Raw genomic sequence first — 17723 nt, forward strand, 5'->3', positions numbered from 1 at the left:
AAGACGAATCTCTTGTATTTCCAGTGATCTCCATCGTTTATCATACTGAGACCCAAGCATTTGTACGTTCTGTGAGAGGAGAAAGGCCAGATGCCCACACGACCATCACCACGGCTTTCGGTCACCATTGTGTTGGCCGTTCTCGCTGGTATCTTTGCTGCTCTGGCAGGCATTCTCGGCAATCTCGCCATCAGTACCATCCCAGCAGTCATCACTCCCTATGTACGCTTCGCCTGGCCTGCTCTTGGCGTCGTTGTGTTACTTGGTATTGGCGTCTCGGTGTGGCAAGTCCGTCGTGAGGCTCTTGCATCCTCACCATCTTCTCCTGCGCGACAAAAGAGCACACTGCCATTGCCATCTTCAACCACTGCTCAGCAACAGCACAGTTCTTCTGACTACCAGAGCTGCGTCTTGAGCTACGCCACACAAGACCAGGCATTCGCCGAGAAGTTCTATACAGATCTGCAAAGCAAAGGCGTTTCGTGTTGGTTTGCTCCACACGATCTGAAAACGGGCGACAAACTACGCACGCAGATCTACGAGGCCATCCAGAAGAATGACAAGTTGCTGTTGATCCTCTCTGAGCATGCTGTGAAGAGTGATTGGGTGGAACGTGAAGTGGAGTTGGCCTTTGAACGAGAGCGTCAGCCACCAGAAACACTGGTCCTCTTTCCGATCCGACTCGATGACGCCGTGATGCAGACGAATACTGCGTGGGCAGGAGATATCAGGTGGATACGCTTCATTGGCGATTTTCGGCAGTTTCAGGATGATGTAGCCTATCAACGGTCCTTGCAGCGACTATTGCGAGATTTACATGCATGAGGCAGAAACAATATGACAAAGAAGCAGTATATCGATCTTCTCAAGCAGGGAGTTGTTGCTTGGAACACTTGGAGAACAAACCACCAAAACATACAGCCAAACCTCAGCGGTGCTGATCTCAGTGGGGCCGACCTCAGTGAAGCTAATCTCAGTGGGGCCGACCTCAGTGAAGCTAATCTCATCGGAACTGATCTTAGATATGCTGACCTCACACTTACTAACCTCACGGGGGCTACATTGAGAGGCGTCATCAGCATAGAAACCAACGAGGCTGGAAGCTTCTACAGGAAAGCCTATGGGAGCAGAATCACCTCTATCAAGTTTAGTAGAAGATGGTCCCCAGGAAGCGATAATCGTCGGGTCACTAATGCAAAAGCCAATCTGAGCGGAGCCAGTCTCGGCGGAGCTAATCTGAGCGGAGTGGACCTCAGTGGAGTGGACCTCAGTGGAGCCTATCTCCACCTTACTGACTTTACCGGAGCGAACCTCAAAAATGCGATCCTTAGCGAAGTTGACCTTACTGAAGCCAATCTCAGCGAAGCTGATCTCAGCGAAACCATCCTCAGAGAAGCTGATCTTAGAGGAGTTCGTCTTTTGGAAACAGTCTTTGCAGAAAATGATCTGAGTACAGTCAAAGGACTTGCTGAGATCGAGCACTATGGTCCATCTCGTGTCGTATTGCATACAGTGAAACTTCCTCAAGATGGCAGTGCATTGCACTTCCTGTATGGAGTTGGTATTCCTGACGAGTGGATCGACGTGTATCGTGTGCAGATGATGTCCCCAATCCAGTATCACTCCTGTTTCATTAGCTACTCCAGCAAAGACGATGTGCTCGCTCGTCGCCTCCATGCCGATCTTCAGGACCACGGCGTACGATGTTGGTTTGTTCCCGAGGATATGAAGATTGGTGACAAGATCCGCGCTCGCATCGACGAGGCCATACATATGCAAGACAAGCTTCTGCTGCTGCTCTCCGAGCATGCCATTGCAAGCACCTGGGTCGAAGATGAGGTCGAAGCGGCGCTGGAGAAAGAGCAACGGCAACAACGCGAGGTGCTTTTTCCTGTGCGTCTCGACGAGAGTGTAATGCAGACAGACAAGGCATGGGCAGCGAAGTTGCGCCGTACCCGCCATATTGGCGACTTTACTCACTGGACTGATCCACGCGCATACCAACAAGCATTTGCGCGATTGCTGCGCGACCTCAAGTCGGAGAATACACAAAACCAAACGTGAATGCAGTCATCACCAGACTCAGTAAGATACAGTCAATAGTAAGAAGAAACAACAAGAAGGGATCTAAAGCAGAGTTTGCTGTAGACTGAAATCCCTCCAGGTGCGCTTTGACCACCTCTCTCACAACAACTCAAACGTGAAAACGGCAATGGAAATGCGCCCCCTATTCCCCATTGGAGATCTTCTCGGATTGCAGGTCACGCAACAAGCGTTGGAAACTGTTCTGATAGTGGTCATGGTCTTTCCAGTGTTCAAAGTTGCCAGTGTGAGCTTGACCCCGTTTCGTAGAGTCGAGGAGTGTGGAGAACGTCTGAGCGTTCCACGTCTCATGAGTTTGCTTTCGATGAAGAAAACGTAGAGAACGTTACGTTAAACGTTTAAGATACTTTTACTCTATCAGAAAAAATACGTTACGTCAACGTTTTAAACAGTTGTTTCAAGCTCCTTTCTATTTAGCTGCTCATAGGCTACAGGGCTGAGATAGCCGAGTGCCGAATGCCGACGTTTGCGGTTGTAGAACGTTTCGATGTAGTCAAAAATGGACTGCCTGGCTTGGGTCTGAGTTTGGTAGTGGTGTCGATGAGTCCATTCTCGTTTGAGTGTGCCAAAGAAACTCTCCGTAGGGGCGTTATCCCAACAGTTGCCTTTTCGACTCATACTACAGGTGATTCCTGCACTAGCTAAAAGACCTTGATATGCTTGGCTAGTATATTGACTCCCTCGATCTGTATGATGCATCAATCCTGATTTGGGGCATCTTTGGATCAGTGCCATCTTCAAGGCTTTTTCGACCAGCTCCTCATCACGATGCAAGGACATGGACCATCCAACCACTTTCCGCGAATACAGATCCAGGATGATCGCCAGATAGAGCCAGCCTTGCCCCGTCTCAATGCCGGTAATGTCGCCTGTCCATCTGGTGTTTGGGGCAAAAGCATTGAACTCTCGATTCAAGCGATTGTCCGCTACTGGATTCTTATGTGAGCTATCGGTGGTCCGAACCCGGCGACGTTTCTGTCCTGCACTTATGCCTGCCGCTCTCATGAGACGAGCCACATGCTTACGCGAACATTTCACCCCCAGATCGTTCAGTTCCACATGAATGCGCGGACTCCCATAGATCTGCCGATTGTGCTCAAAAATTTGCTGAATGTGTTGCGTGAGTTCTTCGTTCTTCTGCTCACGCTCGCTCTTTGGTCGTTTGCGCCAAGCATAATAGCCACATTCTGAGACGGAAAGTGCTCGGCACATCGTCTTTACCGCATATTCTTGCCGGTGATCTTCGATAAACTGAAACTTCACCGCTATTGTCGTGAAAATATATGAAGCGCTTTTTTTAAAATGTCTCGTTCTTGTTTCACGACTTCCAGTTCGCGTTTGAGGTGGCGCAGTTCTTCGGCCTCGGGTGTTTGATGCCCGCTGCCTGGAAATGCCTGCTCGCCGTGCTCGGAAAACTGCTTACGCCAGTTATGAATGGTGCTGTCGCTTATCCCTAAATCACGAGCGATCTCGGTGATAGGTTTGCCACTGGTCTCGGCCAAGCGTACAGCTTCGATTTTGAACTCTTTCGTGTAGGCTTTTTGTTCTTTGGTCATCTTTCTTCCCTCGTTTGATTGAGTCTAGTATATTCCACATTTCCCGACTCTTTCAAACGGGGGGAAGCTCAATATGTCGCGTGTGGCGCACTTCCGTAGGCCATCCGTCCTGCTTCATCTCCATGACGGCTTGATCCAAACGAACAGGGAACAACACCATTTGTTTCTTGTCTCGCTCTTTTGCCAGCGCCATTTCCACTTCATGCTCAACCCACTTACTACCAATGGAGTGTTCAGAGAGAACCAGGAGCAACTTATCGTAGAGACGAATGGACTCATCAATGCGTGGTCTGATCTTATCACCGATCTTCATGTCTTCAGGAGCGTACCAACACTGTACGCCCTTGTTTTGTAAGTCTGCATACAATCTCTCAGCGAAGGCTTGGTCTTGGCTGGAATAGCTAATGAAACAGGTGGAGTACTCGATGGCTCGCCCTACCAGGGACTTCGTGTACTCAATCCATTCATCAGGAATGCCAGCCTTCTTGAGGAACGATGGGGGAATATCCCCTTTCGACTGTATGAAAGTATCGATGCCGATAGTCGATGGCCCTATGTGTTTGATACTCTCAAGCCCTTCGACTTTGCGCAAGTCAAGGTCTCCCAGTGTTGTCCAGCCAATATTTACATCTGTAAAGTTGGCTCCACTGAGGTCGGCACGGACAAGATGGGCGAAGATGAAATTGGCCCAATTAAGGTCGGCACCTCCGAAGTCTACTCCACTGAGGTCAGCACTGCTGAAGTTGGCACTGCTGAGGTCAGCATTGCTGAAGTTGGCTCCACTAAGGTTAGCGTCTTCGAAGTTGGCTCTACTGAGATTAGCGCCTTCGAAGTTAGCATTGTTGAGGTTAGCGTTACTGAAGTTGGCATTGCTGAGGGTGGCTTCCCTGAAGATGGCGAAGCTGAGGTTAGCGTTGCTAAGTTTAACACAGTTGAGGTTAGTCCTACTGAGGACAACTCCACTGAGGACAACTCCACTGAGGGAGGCATAACTGAGATCAGGTGCTACTTTTGGATGTTTCTCTCTCCATTTATTCCAAACACTTTTCCCTTGTTGAATAGTCTTCAGATGTTCTTCATTTGCCATGTTTTCTACCTCTGCTTTTCTCATCTCGGTATACAGCAATGGATAAGGGTCATCAATCTTAGCTGCTATCGTCCCTCGTTCGATTTTCATAACACAAATACAGTAACACGTGATGTGCTCCCTACATGGATGGCTTTACTGCTTGGTTACTCTCTGTCTGCCAGTATTGAGCAAACAGTTACGCCTTCTCCTGTTTCAAGTCACGCAACAAGCGTTGCAATCCTCGTTGATAGGCGTCGTGTTCTTTCCACTTCGTGAGGTCGCCAATATGACGCATGCGTCGGATATCGGCGGCCCATGCCTGATCGGTGTGCATTACTGTCTCATCCAACTTGACAGGGAAGAGGACCATGCTGTCGTTGCGATGCTCTTTCTCGAAAGCGGTCTCCACCTCTTTTTCCACCCATGCACTGTTCACTGAATGCTCAGAGAGGATCAGCAAGAGCTTGTCGTGGATACGAATAGACTCATCAATGCGTTTTCGGAAGGGATCGCCAATTTTGAGGTCTTCAGGGGCATACCAGCAGCGCACCCCTTCGTTTTGCAGATCGGCATACAATCGCTTGGCAAAGTCTTGGTCTTTACTCGAATAGCTAATGAAACAGGTGTAGTACTCAATGGGTTTAGCGGCAAGCGCACGCATATACTCAATGAAGCTATCTGGTGCGCCCGTTCCTCGCACAAATGCCTCTGGAATATCCCCCTTAGAGAGATAGAGGCTGTTAATACTCAACGGGGATGGTCCACTATGTCTGATGCTTTCCAATCCTTTGATCTCGCGGAAATCATGATCTCCAAAGGAGGTGGAAGAGAGGGATGCATCGTCGAAGTTCGTACCGCTGAGCCTAGTCTTGCTGAGTGTTGTCTCATAAATGGCTGCACTGCTGAGATCCGCACCGCTAAGATCTGCACCACTGAGGTTAACACTGATGAGTTTTGTCATGCTGAGCCTTGTCCCTCTGAGGTCTGCCTCTCTGAGGTCTGCCTCTCTGAGGTCTGCCATGCTAAGGTTTGCGCCTCTGAGGTCTGCCTTTCTAAGATTTGCCCTATCGAAGTTCACCCTGTGGAGGTTTGCCCTGTGGAGGTTTGCGCCCCTGAGGTCTGCCTCGATGAGATTTGCCTCTCTAAGGTTTGCCCTGTGGAGGTTTGCGCCTCTGAGGTCTGCCTCGATGAGGTTTGGTCTTACCTCTTCAGGATGTTCTTGCCTCCATTGGTTCCATTGGTCAACGCCTGTCAAAAGCCGCTTTATCAGTTGTTGATCTGCCATTGTTTCATCCTCTGCACATGTGGTTTTCGTTTCTATAAACGTTTCTTCTCTCACCATTTGAGGTGCCATTCTTCACTACTTGGTAAAAAAAGGAGGTGCTATATGGTAGCAGCATCTCAGACTAAAGAACCCCCAATTACATGCACCCGATGGTCCCTCGTGTGGTCAACTTCGGGAGTAGACACGTTCCTGGTCAATTTCAAGATGGCAGACGAGGAAGGCAAACCCAACAGGGATGGTTTCCCTAATCCGGACATCAAACTGCTTGATGCATGGTAAACCCTGGCACGCCCGGCTGACCTCTGTATCTATGTTGCTTGTATTCCTTCGTTCTGGAAAGGCAAAGGCTATGTAGAGCAATGCTAGGACAGTATGTTCAGTATGCCTGGAAGACGGGCAGGAAGCTGTTCTCAGCATCGAGGAGAGAAGCAGCCAAATAGGATGATAACGATGAAAAAATATTCTTGTGTAGAATACGTTAAACTGAGAAAAAATCTCAAAGTGAGTTCGCCTGCTGGAAAAATTACGCTGCCTACCAGCAGATATTTGAGCACCGTTTATATGATCTCTAAGTAGGAAGAGAAAGCTGATCAAGCTTCATGCACTATTGTTCAATGTTGAGAAGACACGTATAATGGCGTGAGCATATCCTAATGCTTCTGGACTACATCAAAAAGATGAGGAGCTGCATTGGCATGGAAACAACAGAGTATTGGATACGACCTGGACAAAAAAAGGCGATAGCCCTTCTTCATGGGATTGGAGCCAAAGATCCGCAAGACTACTGGCACGCGTTTCTTGATATAGTAGTCAACGACGAACAATTACAAGAGTTTGGAGTATTTGTATGGAAGTATCCAACGCATGTTGGATCTGGCTGGTGGAACAATATGATAAGTACCGCCACCCAATTCACCCTGCGTGAGACAGCGCCTCAGATTAAGCAGCTTGGAGCTGTCTGGGACACCACCTATCATACCCAATTCCGCGATTACCAGGATGTTTTCCTGATTTGCCACAGTATGGGAGGTCTAGTGGTCAAATCCTGGGTCATCGATGTGCTAGAAAGTGGTCATAGTGATCGTTTGGAGCAGCTCCGTCACATCGCATTTTACGCAACCCCCCACAACGGCGCTCCTGTTACGACGCTGGCAAACTGGAACCGGCAACTCAAAGACATGCAATTGAAGAGTCCCCTCATCGAGGACATAGGAAATCGTTGGCATAATCATGTGGTCGCTTGGAAAGAGAGAAACCCCGGTCCAAAGGAGCACCTATATAATCGATATATTGCCCACTTAGTGGTCGCTGGCTTGGTGGATCGTGTCGTTCCTTCCAATTTTGCCACTATTAGAGGCATAAACGTGACACAGGTTCAAGGTGATCATTCAGAAGTCATTCAACCAAGAAATGCCGATGACACGCGCTATAAAGTCTGGCGTCACGCTCTCGATGAAAACATGGTCAGAATGCTACCACGAAGTCAAACCATTCCAGAAACGTTGCCAGCTTTCCCCTCGTCGCTTCCTCAGCAGATCACTCCTCCATCACCAGCGTCCTCTGTCGTTCCACAGCATCCATCATCGAACTACCATAGCTGTGTCTTGAGCTATGCAACAGAGGATCAAGCTTTTGCAGAAAAATTGTACACCGATTTGCACAAGCAAGGGGTCTCCTGTTGGTTCGCAGAACAAGATTTGAAGCAAGGTGATAAGTTGCGACCAGAAATCTACAGGGCGATTAACAAGCAAGACAAACTCCTGCTGATCCTCTCCGAACATGCCATCGAGAGCCACTGGGTTGAAGAGGAGTTCGATGTTGCACGTGACCGAGAGCTTCGGCAAACGGATACGTTTTTGTTGTTTCCACTGCGACTAGATGAAACAGTTTTCACGACAGAGAAATACTGGGCTATTACCGTTCGTCAGCGATATATTGGGGATTTTTGTCAATGGCAGGATGAAACAGCCTATCAGCAAGCGTTGCAGCGACTGCTACGTGATTTACATCTCTAAGGTTGGAGAAGCACATATGGCAAATCAGGAACATCTTGAACGGCTCAAGCAAGGAGTAAAGGTATGGAATCAATGGCGAAAAGAACATACACCTAAAGATCTGGATCTCGAAGACGCGGATCTGATGGGAGCTTGTCTCAACGGCGTTGACTTTTCAGATGTGTCCCTAGTTAATGTTAATCTCAGCAAGGCCGAACTCACCAATGCCACATTTGAAGGAGCAAATCTCCAGGGAGTTAACTTGCATAAGGCGACGTGTTCTGGCGCTTGCTTGGTAGGAGCTGACCTCGACAGAGTAGTCGGAAGCCGGGCTACTTTTCACGGGGCTAATTGTCAGAAAGTGGTCTTTCGTAACACGGACCTTCACGGAGCAGTCCTTTTTCAAGCGGATCTTCGACAAACTACCTTTATAGGAGGAGATCTTCAGAAAGTGGATCTGCAAAGAGCAAATCTGATGGAAGCAACGTTGCTTCATACTGCTCTTGATGAAGCGAACCTAACAGAGGCAAATCTCCAACAAGCTAAGCTCATTGAAGTCAACCTCATCAAGGCGAATTTCACTCAAGCAAATCTTCAAGAAGTTGATGTCCATCGCGCCCTCCTTGGAGGAACAATCTTTGCTTCCAATAACTTGAGTACAGTCAACAGCTTAGAGACAGTCAATCATCGGGGGCCTTCTTACATAGATATTCACACACTTGTACGATCCGAGGGAAACATCCCCGATACCTTTTTGCGAGGAGCAGGAGTTCCTGACCATTTCATCGAATATATTCGCTCACTTACAAGCTCGCCGTTTCAATATCATCCTTGCTTTATTAGTTACTCAAGTAAAGATCAAGGTTTTGCCGCACGGCTCCATACCGATCTCCAAAGTAACGGTGTGCGATGCTGGTTTGCGCCTCACGACCTCAAGATTGGCGACCACTATCACCAACGCATTGATGAAGCCATTCGTCTCTACGACAAGCTCATCATTATTCTCTCCGAACATGCCGTTCAAAGTAGTTGGGTGGAACGCGAAGTCGTATCGGCTCGCGAGAAAGAGGATCGACAACAACGACCCGTTCTCTTCCCAATCCGCTTAGATGATGCCGTCATGCACACGACAAAAGCCTGGGCTGCTGATGTACGCCGTCGCTGGCATATCGGCGACTTTACTCAATGGAAGAATCGTGATACTTACCAACAAGCATTTGCACGTCTTTTACGCGATCTTAAAACTGAAAAAATCACAAATCCTTGAATTACTCTATTTTTAGATATAAGTTCCTTTTCCATTTTTATCAAATCTATAAACATAGATGCCATATGTGCAAGGGATATAGCGAATGGCAAATCAAAAACATCTCAGTATGCTCAAGCAAGGAGTTAAGCAATGGAATCAGTGGCGTAGGCGATATCCTGAGATATATCCTAACCTGAGCGGTGCTTACCTAAGCGGAACCCACTTGTATGGTGTAGACCTAAGCCATACTGATCTAAGTGAAGCCACCTTGAGCAACTCCGATCTAAGCCATGCGGATTTGAGAGGTGCCTACCTAAGTGGAACTCACCTGCGCAATGCTGATCTCAGTGGAGCCGATTTGTGCGGCCTCGACCTGAGCCATGCAGACCTAAACAGGGCTTGTCTGGACTGTGCAGACCTAATTCGAGTCTACCTGGCCCATGTGAATATGAGCGAAGCTCATCTATGCAAAGCGAATCTGAGCTATGCGAACTTGCGAGACGTTGACTTGACCTATGCGGATTTGAGCCATGCAAATATGGTCTGTGCCGATCTGAGCGGTGCTCATTTGTATGGAGCCGACCTTGCTAACGCTCGCCTGTTCAAAGCCAATCTGGTCCGTTCGGACCTGAGCGATGCTAACTTGTCTCAAGCCGACTTGAACAACGCTCTCCTCGCCAATGCTCTCTTGGATGGCACAAACTTGAGTGGTGCCGATCTGGGCAGTGCTTACCTGGGCTGGGCAAGAATGGTTCGAACTATTCTTGCCAGAGCAGATTTGCGTAAGGCCAAGGGGTTAATCGATATAGATCACGAGGGTCCGTCCAGCATCGAATTATGCACCGTCCAACTACCTCAAGATGGGAGTGCGTTCTGCTTTCTCCGTGGAACGGGTGCGCCTGATGAATGGATCAATTTCCTTTCTAACCATGATGATGCAGCCTATTCAGTATCATTCCTGCTTTATTGCTTACTCTAGCAAGGATGAGATATTGGCACGACGCCTGCATGCTGATCTCCAAGACTGGGGAGTACGCTGCTGGTTTGCCTCCGAGGACATGAAAATCGGAGACAAGATTCGCTCGCGCATCGACGAAGCGATCCATCTCCAAGATAAACTGCTCTTATTGCTCTCCGAGCATGCTCTTGTCAGCACTTGGGTCGAAGATGAGGTAGAAGCCGCGCTGGAAAAAGAGCAGCGGCAACAACGAGACGTGCTCTTTCCAATTCGGCTCGATGAGCAGGTGATGCAGACTTCCCAGGCATGGGCAGCGAAGCTGCGCCGCACCCGCCATATTGGCGACTTTACCCGCTGGATGGACCCCCAGGTATATCAGCGAGCATTTGAGCGATTGCTGCACGATCTCAAGTTGGAGAGTCCACAAAACCAAACGTGAATACAGTCATCACCAGACTCAGTAAGATACAGTGAATGGTCGAGACAATGCATCAAGAAGGAATCTCAAGCAGAGCTTGCTGGAGACTGAAATCCCTCCGAGTGCGCTTCGACTGCATCTCTCACAACAACTCAAACGTGAAAACGGCAATGGAAATGCTCCTCTATTCCTCATTGGAGATCTTCCCGGATTGCAGGTCACGCAACAAGCGTTGGAAACTGTTCTGGTACTGGTTGTGGTTTTTCCAGTGTTCAAAGTTGCCAATATGTCGGGTGTGCCGCACTTCCGAAGGCCACCCATCCTGGTTCATTTCTAGGATGGCATTATCCAAACGAACAGGAAACAGCACCGTTTGTTTCTTGGCTCGCTCTTTTGCTAGCGCCATTTCTACTTCATGCTCTACCCACTCACTGCAAATAGAGTGCTCAGAGAGAACCAGGAGTAATTTATCATACATGCGGATCGACTCATCAATGCGTGGCCTGATCTTGTCACCGATCTTCATGTCTTCAGGGGCAAACCAGCATCGGACCCCTTTGTGCTGCAAATCAGCGTACAGTCGTTCAGCAAAGTCGTGATCTTTGCTCGAATAGCTGATGAAGCAGGTATAGTACTCAATCGGTGTAGCGACCAGCGAACGGACATAGGCAATGAAATTATCGCTGACCCCGGCGCCTTGCAGAAATGCCTCTGGAATGTTGCCCCGTGAACGCTCCAGCGTATCCACGCTTATTATCGATGGTTTCAAATGAAAAACTGTTTCCAACCCCTTCACCGATTGCAGGTCAACAGCCCCAAAGATCGTCCATTCAACTTTTGCTTCTGCGAAATTGGCCTCATAGAGATTGGCACCGCTGAGATCAGCATAGCTGATATTGGCCTCATAGAGGTTGGCACCGCTGATATCGGCAAAGTTAAGGCTAGCAAATAGAAGATCAGCACGGCTGAGATTGGCTCCGTTGAGTTTGGCGCTGCCGAAGCTTGCTGCTCTGAGGCTGGCAAAGCTGAAATCGATGCCTTGAAGGTTGGCACCTTGAAGGTTGATACCAACAAGGTTGTTTCTACCAACCTTGTTGAAATCATCAAATGCATCACTGCTGAGATCAGGTCGTACCTCTGGATACTTCTTTCTCCATTCGTTCCAAACGGCTACCCCTTGCCGAAGAATCTTCACATGTTCTTCATTTGCCATATCGTCTACCTCTACCATTTTCTCCTGGGCATACAGCAATAGAGATGGATCATCAATCGTAGCTTCGATACTATCTCTTACGATCAGCACACCACGAATACAGTAGCACATGGTATGATAAATACATGATTTAGCCATTTAATTATTTGTTTCCCATTTGTTTGGGATAAGTTCCTACTACATCCTTTCCTGTTTCAAGTCACGCAACAAACGCTGTAACCCACGCTGATAGGCGTCATGATCTTTCCATTGGCTCATATTCCCAATATGACGCATGCGACGGATATCAGCGGCCCATGCTTGATCCGTATGCATCACCGTCTCATCTAGCTTGATCGGAAAGAGAACCAGCTTGTGACTGCGATGCTCTTTCTCAAAAGCGGTTTCCACCTCTTTTTCCACCCAGGCACTGTTCACAGAATGTTCAGAGAGGACTAATAAGAGCTTGTCATGGACACGAATAGACTCATCAATGCGTTTTCGGAAGGGATCACCAATTTTGAGGTCTTCTGGGGCATACCAGCAGCGCACTCCTTCGTGTTGCAGATCGGCGTGCAATCGTTCGACAAAGTTCTGATCTTTGGAAGAGTAGCTAATAAAACAGGTGTAATAGTCAATCGGTTTAGCGGCAAGCGCACGCATGTACTCAATGAAGCTCTCAGATGCGCCTGTGCCTCGTACGAAGGACTCTGGAATGTCGCCCTCAGAGAGATAGAGGCTGTTGATGCTCAATGGCGATGGTCCACGGTGTCTAACGGTTTTCAGTCCGTTGATCTCGCGGAAATCACGATCCCCAAAGGAGGTAGAGTTGAGGTAAGCATCAGCAAGATTCGCTCCGTTGAGATGAGCACCAGCAAGGTTCGCAGCACTGAGATCTGTACTGGTAAGGTCAGCACCAGTAAGATCAGCACCGGCAAAGTCAGTACCACTCAGATTCGCTCCGTTGAGATGAACTCCATTGAGGGTTGCATAGCTGAGATTAGCACGACTGAGGTTAGTATTGATGAGGTGAGCCTTGAGAAGGATAGCATCGCTGAAATTAGTATTGATGAGATCAGCATCGCTAAGATTAGCGCGGCTGAGGGTTGCATGACTGAGATTAGCGCGGCTGAGGTCAGAGCTGTTGAGAAGAGTATCGATGAGGTTAGCATCGATGAGGTTAGCATCGATGAGGTTAGCATGGCTCAGATCAGGTACGATCTCAGGATGCTGTCTTCTCCACTTGTTCCACTCCTGAACGCTCTTTTGAAGCCTCTGAAGGTGCTGGTGATCTGCCATTATTGCCTCCTGCGCTGATGTTTCTTTCTCTTACAGAAACGCATCTTTCCTTCACATGTCAAATATCTGTGGGTTTTTTCTTCCAAACAAGGATAGGTAATATAGAAACTGTATCTTCGTTAATAGACATCCTAAACTCCATGTATCTTCTGATCTCTCGCATAGTCAATGCCATGTTGCTACCTTTTCTCTGGTTGCAAATCGTGCAACAGTCGTGTAAAAGCCCTCTGGTAGTCGTCGTGCTGTTTCCACTGGCTGAAGTCGGTGATATGGCGGCTGCGTTGGATGTGAGCGGCCCAACTCGTCGAACTGTTGAGAACGGCATTATCCAGGCGAACAGGGAACAAGACGGGAGGCTTGCCCTCACACTCTTTTTCAAGAGCAGCTTCCACCTCAAAGCGGACCCACTTGCTCTGGACGGAGTGTTCTGAGAGCACCAGCAACAACTTATCATATAAACGAATGGACTGATCGATCCGGTCTCTAATGACATCGCCGGTTTTCATATCTTCAGGAGCGAACCAGCAGCGCACACCCTTGTTTTGTAAATCGGCATACAACCGTTCAGCAAAGGCTTGATCGTGGCAGGAGTAGCTAATAAAGCAGGTATAGTAGTCGATAGGGTTGCCGGCAAGCGAACGCATATACTCAATGAAAGTGTCGGGTGCTCCTGTTCCTCGCACAAACACCTCTGGGATATCTCCTTCAGAGAGATACAAGCTATTGATACCCATCGGAGATGGTCCATCGTGGCTGATGGTTTCAAGTCCTTTGATGCGGCGAAAGTCACGGTCTCCAAAGGACGTGTAACCAACACTGGCACGGCTCAGATCGGCTCCACTCAGGTCAGCTCGGCTGAGATCAGTATCTCTGAGGTCGGCTCCGCTCAAGTCAGCTCCACTCAGGTCGGCTTTGAGGAGACGGGCATAGTCGAGGTAAGCATCTCTGAGATCGGCTCTACTGAGATCGCTCCCACTGAGATCGGTCCACCTGAAGTTGGTATCTTTGAGAGCAGCTTCACTCAGGTTGACAAAACGGAGATTGGTGCTGCTGAGATCGGCACTGCTGAGGTCAGGTCTTTCCCCTGTGTGCTCCTCCCTCCATTTGTTCCAAATGTCTACCCCCTGCTTGATAATCTCAAGATGTTCTTTGTTTGCCATATCATCCACCTCTACTATTTTCTTGTCCAGTATACGGCAAGCATTATGAATAATCAATCTTATCCTTAATGCTCAACCATCAACTTTCACATCATAGATATGGTAACACGTGGTGTGCTACCTACATAGATTTATTGCCTGATTGCTCTTGTGTTGTTGGCGATAGTCAAAGAGGTGTATGTATGAAAGCCGTTACGCCTTTTCCTATTTCAAGTCGCACAGCAGCCGTTGCAATCCTCGTTGATAGGGATCTTGGTCTTTCCATCTGGTGAGGTCGCCAATATGACGCATACGGCGAATATCAGCGGCCCATGCTTGATCGGTGTGCATCACCGTCTCATCCAATTTGATAGGAAAGAGAACCAGACTCTTGCTGCGGTGCTCCTTCTCGACAGCCGTCTCCACCTCTTTCTTCTCCACACACGGGTTGTTCACTGCATGCTCAGAGAGTACCAGCAACAACTTGTCATGCACTCGAATGGACTCATCTATACATGTACGGAACGTGTTGTCAATTGCGAGGTCGTGAGGGACAAACCAGTAGCGAACCCCGTTGTGTTGCAGGACGGCGTACAGATGTTCAACGCCATCCTGATCTTTGCTCGAATAGCTCATGAAGTAGGTGGAGTCCTCAATGGGGTGAGCGGCAAGCGCATGCGTGTCTGCCATGAAGAGATCTGGGGTGCATACGCTATTGCGTCACTGGTTTGCCCCCTCGTGGAAGGCACTCCAGCCGTACAAATGAAGCAGCCCTCCAGTTGCAGGGACGGAGAATAATTGGAAAAGAAGTCCATCTATTTGAATTTAGTAAGGCACTCACCTGGGAACAACGCAATTTTGCTTTTACAATTAGTCAGAGAGTAGAGATATTCGTTAGTTTCCATCCAACAATGGACCTTGTAGTTCTGCTGAGATTGAAACTGGAAATAGATATGCACATGCTATCTCTGTACACTTGTTTTCTGCTGTTTACGGTGAAGCACTAGAGATCATCCTGAAGTAGTGAAGTGTGTAGCTCTTGCATAAGGTAATTTACTTATGACTATCAATAATTTACTCATTATTTAATCAAGATGACGTATTGTGAATGTTCTATAGCTCCAAGCAAGAAAGGAATAAAAGGGAAAAAAGAGAAGTAAGCTGCGTATCATTGTACTATAGTATGTGTATTCCAGGTTGCAAGACTGGCAGGTCATGGAGCAGCGCAAAGAATTAACACAAGATAGGGCAAGTCAACTAGCTTACTTCTTTTTTGAAAATGAATACTTACGAAAAGTATCTTCCAGTAAATACGATGAATAATCTAACGAAAAAAGGACAAGATGGTTGCATTTCATTAATAATTTAAATAAATTTCATTTAAGTGTTTAATCATCATGAGTTTTATGAAAAAAAATTCATAAAATTAGTGGAAATAAGAGTTTTAAGTAAAAAAAGAGTTATTTTGATCCGTTAAATATTACAGTGTGTCCATTGTCCCAAAAATGGGTTTATTAATATTTGTATTTATAAATATATAAATTTACAAAGATCAATAAACACTAGTAATACTGCTTACTTGTTATAATATAGTACTCTTGCAAAAAAAAAGGAAACATGGTATATAACTTCTAGGCTTTTCCAGCCTTATGTGTTAATACCGGGCAATGTAACAAAAAAAGATCTGGCAGGTCATGGAGCAGCGCTTGAGACTAACACATAGGATAGGGCAGGTAGAATACATCTTGCTAAACCATCCTCCTATCATCTCCTACCTGCTCTTTCTGAAAATTTCTTCGGACATAAGGTTTCATCTAACTATACCTTATGATTACTAGTTTTGTCGTAGAAAGCAGGTATATTATGAACTGTACTTCTGCCTCTGGCTGCATTGGGGGTTCTCTTGTTGTTCCTGGATATGGGGAGGAATATTTCACGAATGATCTCACCCAGTAAAAGAGTTGTTATCATCCGGGTTGCTCTTGGGATCGCTCTGATAATAGGCGTGTTTTTGGTGCTGGCTGGTTTGGGCGTTATTCCGAATTCACCTGTGTGGTTGAATGTGACAGGAGGAATTATCGCGCTGTTTAGCTGCTTCATTTCTCTTCTTACATGGTTATTTGCGAATAATGGACAAATGCAGGAAATCCGTGAAACAAGCGTTGAGGAGAAAGTAAACAGTATTCCAGCGCTGCCGGATGTAAGAAAGCGGTTTATCCAGGATCAGAAGAACACTATCAACCCAACTTTATTCAATGGCAAGATTGTTGCTTTCGCTGAAAGTCGGTTCGTGGGTCACAAAATCCATGCGACACCTCGTATAACATGGGAACAATACCCCGATAAAAGAGATCAACTGAGCGAAACGAAAGAAGCGTTGATTCAGAGCAAACGGGTAGATTCTGAGTTTATCTATGTTGCGTGTTTCAACAATCTCCCCCCAGGTGATTATATGATTTGGGAAGATATTTATCAGCCAATTCCTGTTCCTTTGGGAGAGAACGATATCAATTGGGTTAATCTGTAGTATTCTTGGCAAAGATAGGATGGTTGTTAACCTCCTCCTATCTTTGCTTACTAAGGCAACAAAACTAATAATGACGCATTTAAACGAAAATACACCGAATACACCAAGACTCTCTTTGGATACCAAAGATGATATATTAGTATATTCTGCACAGAAAAAAGATAATCAGTCATTAGAAATTTTATACAAGAAATATGAAAAAGCAATTTTTAGATATATATATCGATTGGTATATGACGAAGATATCGTATATGATCTTATGCAAGAAACTTACATCAGAGCATTTCATCATTTAGGAGATATTAAAGATGGAGCCAATTTTAAGAGTTGGCTTTTCGCAATTGCGAAAAATGTTGTCAGAGAATACAAACGCCAGATAAAATTACGGCAACTGTCAACGTTGTCTCTTCAGGATGAGGAAGTTGAGCAAGAAATTTTGTTAGCATCGGATAATAGACAATCAAACTTCGAGAGATATGTAGAAGAGAAAGAACAAATACAGACAGTTATTAATACACTGGACGAAGAGCTTCGCCAATTATTCCAACTGTATTACATTGAGGACAAAAAGTCTTCAGAGATCGCAGGAACGCTAGGTGTCAGTGAAAAGACCGTTGCAAGACGTATAAATAGAGTAAAAGAGTACTTTCATCGAGTTTACCAGGAACAACAATCCTCTGCGGAGAGTACTGTACAGCTTTTAGATGAGAAAGATAAGAATACTATACAAAAGGAATTCATTCAGAATATTGATCAGCTAAAAGAACCGTATCAAACAGTTATGTCTTTACATTACCAACAAGAGTTATCTTATCAAGCGATTGCACATAAACTTGGCCGTTCAGTTGGTACAATTAAATCTCAAATAAATCGAGGGAAAAAATTTTTGCACATGGCATAAAAAAAACTCTTTAACGTGAGTTCTGGATAAAGA

Annotated in this window: 14 protein-coding genes and 1 pseudogene; 8 read left to right on the plus strand and 7 right to left on the minus strand. The window is 46.7% G+C overall.

Annotation, left to right across the window (positions count from 1 at the left end; translation table 11 throughout):
• Nucleotides 1-90 precede the first annotated feature (90 nt).
• Both K3T83_RS44390 and K3T83_RS44395 read left to right on the plus strand, forming a co-directional pair.
• Nucleotides 91-825: a toll/interleukin-1 receptor domain-containing protein gene (locus K3T83_RS44390; RefSeq protein WP_220209560.1), complete on the plus strand. Its 735-nt coding sequence runs from the start codon at nucleotides 91-93 to the stop codon at nucleotides 823-825.
• Between the two features lie 12 nt (nucleotides 826-837).
• Nucleotides 838-2064 (plus strand): toll/interleukin-1 receptor domain-containing protein, encoded by a 1227-nt coding sequence (locus K3T83_RS44395; RefSeq protein WP_220209561.1) that lies wholly within the window; start codon nucleotides 838-840, stop codon nucleotides 2062-2064.
• 423 nt (nucleotides 2065-2487) lie between these two features.
• On the opposite strand, the pseudogene K3T83_RS44400 reads toward K3T83_RS44395, so the two are convergent.
• From K3T83_RS44400 to K3T83_RS44410, 3 genes and pseudogenes are all read right to left on the minus strand, one after another.
• Nucleotides 2488-3659 (minus strand): annotated as a pseudogene (locus tag K3T83_RS44400) (IS3 family transposase).
• A gap of 52 nt (nucleotides 3660-3711) precedes the next feature.
• A complete protein-coding gene (locus K3T83_RS44405; RefSeq protein ID WP_220209562.1) occupies nucleotides 3712-4836 on the minus strand; it encodes a toll/interleukin-1 receptor domain-containing protein in 1125 nt (374 codons plus the stop codon).
• Nucleotides 4837-4924: 88 nt separating this feature from the next.
• Complete coding sequence (locus K3T83_RS44410; protein WP_308441724.1) at nucleotides 4925-6082, minus strand: toll/interleukin-1 receptor domain-containing protein; 1158 nt, start codon at nucleotides 6080-6082, stop codon at nucleotides 4925-4927.
• Nucleotides 6083-6708: 626 nt separating this feature from the next.
• Between K3T83_RS44410 and K3T83_RS44415 the strand changes: the two genes are divergently transcribed.
• The 4 genes from K3T83_RS44415 to K3T83_RS44430 all read left to right on the plus strand — a co-directional run bounded on the left by K3T83_RS44415 (nucleotide 6709) and on the right by K3T83_RS44430 (nucleotide 10653).
• The gene (locus K3T83_RS44415; RefSeq protein ID WP_220209564.1) at nucleotides 6709-8028 is read left to right on the plus strand and encodes a TIR domain-containing protein; all 1320 of its coding nucleotides are present in this window, start codon (nucleotides 6709-6711) and stop codon (nucleotides 8026-8028) included.
• 16 nt (nucleotides 8029-8044) lie between these two features.
• Entirely contained in the window at nucleotides 8045-9274 is a 1230-nt protein-coding gene (locus K3T83_RS44420) for a toll/interleukin-1 receptor domain-containing protein (protein ID WP_220209565.1), read from the plus strand.
• A gap of 85 nt (nucleotides 9275-9359) precedes the next feature.
• The gene (locus tag K3T83_RS44425) at nucleotides 9360-10235 is read left to right on the plus strand and encodes a pentapeptide repeat-containing protein (protein WP_220209566.1); all 876 of its coding nucleotides are present in this window, start codon (nucleotides 9360-9362) and stop codon (nucleotides 10233-10235) included.
• A 13-nt stretch (nucleotides 10236-10248) separates the two neighbouring features.
• Complete coding sequence (locus K3T83_RS44430; protein ID WP_220209567.1) at nucleotides 10249-10653, plus strand: toll/interleukin-1 receptor domain-containing protein; 405 nt, start codon at nucleotides 10249-10251, stop codon at nucleotides 10651-10653.
• A 163-nt stretch (nucleotides 10654-10816) separates the two neighbouring features.
• Here K3T83_RS44430 and K3T83_RS44435 read toward each other — a convergent pair whose 3' ends face one another.
• From K3T83_RS44435 to K3T83_RS44450, 4 genes are all read right to left on the minus strand, one after another.
• Nucleotides 10817-11983, minus strand: coding sequence for a toll/interleukin-1 receptor domain-containing protein (locus K3T83_RS44435; protein ID WP_220209568.1), 1167 nt, complete (start codon nucleotides 11981-11983; stop codon nucleotides 10817-10819).
• A gap of 39 nt (nucleotides 11984-12022) precedes the next feature.
• Entirely contained in the window at nucleotides 12023-13123 is a 1101-nt protein-coding gene (locus K3T83_RS44440) for a toll/interleukin-1 receptor domain-containing protein (RefSeq protein WP_220209569.1), read from the minus strand.
• 179 nt (nucleotides 13124-13302) lie between these two features.
• Nucleotides 13303-14283, minus strand: a complete 981-nt coding sequence (locus tag K3T83_RS44445; RefSeq protein ID WP_220209570.1) for a toll/interleukin-1 receptor domain-containing protein — start codon at nucleotides 14281-14283, stop codon at nucleotides 13303-13305.
• Between the two features lie 204 nt (nucleotides 14284-14487).
• Complete coding sequence (locus tag K3T83_RS44450; protein WP_220209571.1) at nucleotides 14488-14952, minus strand: toll/interleukin-1 receptor domain-containing protein; 465 nt, start codon at nucleotides 14950-14952, stop codon at nucleotides 14488-14490.
• Between the two features lie 1249 nt (nucleotides 14953-16201).
• On the opposite strand from K3T83_RS44450, the gene K3T83_RS44455 reads away from it, so the two are divergent.
• Both K3T83_RS44455 and K3T83_RS44460 read left to right on the plus strand, forming a co-directional pair.
• The gene (locus K3T83_RS44455) at nucleotides 16202-16789 is read left to right on the plus strand and encodes a hypothetical protein (RefSeq protein ID WP_220209572.1); all 588 of its coding nucleotides are present in this window, start codon (nucleotides 16202-16204) and stop codon (nucleotides 16787-16789) included.
• Nucleotides 16790-16859: 70 nt separating this feature from the next.
• Nucleotides 16860-17690, plus strand: a complete 831-nt coding sequence (locus tag K3T83_RS44460) for a sigma-70 family RNA polymerase sigma factor (RefSeq protein ID WP_220209573.1) — start codon at nucleotides 16860-16862, stop codon at nucleotides 17688-17690.
• The last annotated feature ends 33 nt before the right edge of the window (nucleotides 17691-17723 follow it).

The sequence above is a fragment of the Reticulibacter mediterranei genome, from assembly GCF_016587455.1.